The 2,237-nt window shown below is 72.6% G+C and carries 2 protein-coding genes; both read left to right on the forward strand.

All coding sequences use genetic code 11. The features are described from left to right. Nucleotides 1–133 precede the first annotated feature (133 nt). Complete coding sequence (locus H5J30_RS28355) at nt 134–850, forward strand: (Fe-S)-binding protein (protein WP_181790138.1); 717 nt, start codon at nt 134–136, stop codon at nt 848–850. A 50-nt stretch (nt 851–900) separates the two neighbouring features. Further along, nucleotides 901–2,237, forward strand: a 1,337-nt coding sequence (locus H5J30_RS28360; RefSeq protein WP_181790139.1) for a lactate utilization protein B, incomplete at its 3' end; no start/stop codon positions are given.

Raw genomic sequence — 2,237 nt, forward strand, 5'->3', positions numbered from 1 at the left:
ACGTCCTGGTCCAGGCGCGCGCGGCCGGCGTGATCGATGGCACTCTTTCAGACCTCCGATCTCTGCTTCACAGAACGCAGCCGCTGCGGGAGTATGAACCCAGCGGCGACGGATCGGCCTGGGAGGAAGCGGAATGCGCGTTGCGCTCTTTGTGACGTGTGTCAACGACACGCTCTATCCGCACACCGGGCGCGCGGTCGTGACCCTGCTGGAGCGGCTGGGCGTCGCGGTCGACTTCCCGCTCGCGCAGACCTGCTGCGGGCAGGTCCAGTTCAACACCGGATACCGGCGCGAGACACGGCCGCTGGCACGCCGGTACGCGGACGTCTTCGCCGACTACGAGTACGTCGTGACGCCCTCCGGCTCGTGCGCGGCGATGGTCCGCGACAACTACCCGCGACTCGACGAGCCCGCCGCCGCGGCCGTCGCGCCGCGCACCTACGAGCTGACCGAGTTCCTCACCGATGTTCTTAAAGTGACCGATGTCGGGGCTTATTACCCATATACGGTCACCTATCATCCGACCTGTCACGGGCTGCGGATGCTGGGGCTCGGCGACCGGCCGCGGCAGCTGCTGGCGCACGTGCAGGGACTGACGCTGCGCGAGCTGGCGGGCGCGGAGGAGTGCTGCGGGTTCGGCGGCACGTTCGCGCTGAAGAACCCGGCGGTCTCGGCGGCGATGGGCGCCGACAAGGCGCGGCACGTGGAGGAGTCGGGCGCGCAGGCCGTGTGCGCGGCGGACAACTCCTGCCTGATGCACATCGGCGGCACCCTGGCGCGCCGCGGCTCGCCGGTCCGGCCGGTGCACATCGCGGAGATCCTGGCGAGCACGGAGGGGGACGTCCGGTGACCGGCGGCCGCGACAGGGGCGGGGCCCGCGCCCCCCGTACGTTCCTGGGCATGCCGCGTACGCGCCCGGCGGCCTTCCCGCAGACTGCGGCGGCGGCCACCGAGGACGCCACCCTGCGCGGCAACCTCACCCACGCCACGCGCACCATCCGCGGCAAGCGCGCCGCGGCCGTCGCCGAACTGCCCGACTGGGACCGGCTGCGCGCCGCGGGCGCCGCCATCAAGGACGACACGCTGCGCCACCTGGACCGCTATCTGGAGCAGTTGGAGGCGGCGGTGACCGCCGCGGGCGGGCACGTGCACTGGGCCGTGGACGCCGCGGAGGCCAACGCGATCGTCACCCGGCTGGTCCGGGCGGCCGGCGCCGACGAGGTCGTCAAGGTCAAGTCGATGGCCACGCAGGAGATCGGGCTGAACGAGGCGCTGGCGGAGGCCGGCATCCGCGCGTACGAGACGGACCTCGCCGAGCTGATCGTGCAGCTCGGCGACGACCTGCCGTCGCACATCCTGGTCCCGGCCATCCACAAGAACCGCGGCGAGATCCGCGACATCTTCCGCGACCGCATGGCCGACTGGGGCCGCCCCGCGCCCGCCGGGCTCGGCGACCGGCCCGCCGAACTGGCCGAGGCGGCGCGGCTGCACCTGCGGGAGAAGTTCCTCGGCGCCAGGGTGGCGGTCTCCGGCGCGAACTTCATGGTCGCCGAGAGCGGCACGCTGGTGGTGCTGGAGTCCGAGGGCAACGGCCGGATGTGCCTGACGCTGCCGGAGACGCTGATCTCCGTCGTCGGCATCGAGAAGGTGGTGCCGACCTGGCGGGACCTGGAGGTCTTCCTCCAACTGCTGCCGCGCTCCTCGACCGCCGAGCGGATGAACCCGTACACGAGCACCTGGACCGGCCCCTCGAAGGACGACGGGCCGCGGGACTTCCACCTCGTCCTGCTGGACAACGGACGCACCGACACGCTGTCCGACCAGGTGGGACGGCAGGCGCTGCGGTGCATCAGGTGCTCGGCGTGTCTCAACGTCTGCCCCGTCTACGAGCGCGCCGGCGGCCACGCGTACGGCTCCGCCTACCCGGGTCCGATCGGGGCCATCCTCACCCCCCAACTGCGCGGCACGGCAAGCGCGCTGGACGCCTCGCTGCCGTACGCCTCGACGCTGTGCGGGGCGTGCTACGAGGTGTGCCCGGTCGCGATCGACATCCCCGAGGTGCTGGTGCACCTGCGCACGCGGGTCGCGGAGGGCGGCACGTACACGGTGCGCGGCACGAAGGCCGTGATCAAACCGGCGAAGGGCCACGCCGCGGAGCGGGCGGCGATGCGCGCGGCGCTCTGGACGATGGACCGCCCCCGCGCGTACGGCGCGGCGCTGCGCGCCACGACCGGCAC

The organism is Streptomyces phytophilus (assembly GCF_013870535.1).
In the GTDB taxonomy this organism is placed as follows: domain Bacteria; phylum Actinomycetota; class Actinomycetes; order Streptomycetales; family Streptomycetaceae; genus Streptomyces; species Streptomyces phytophilus.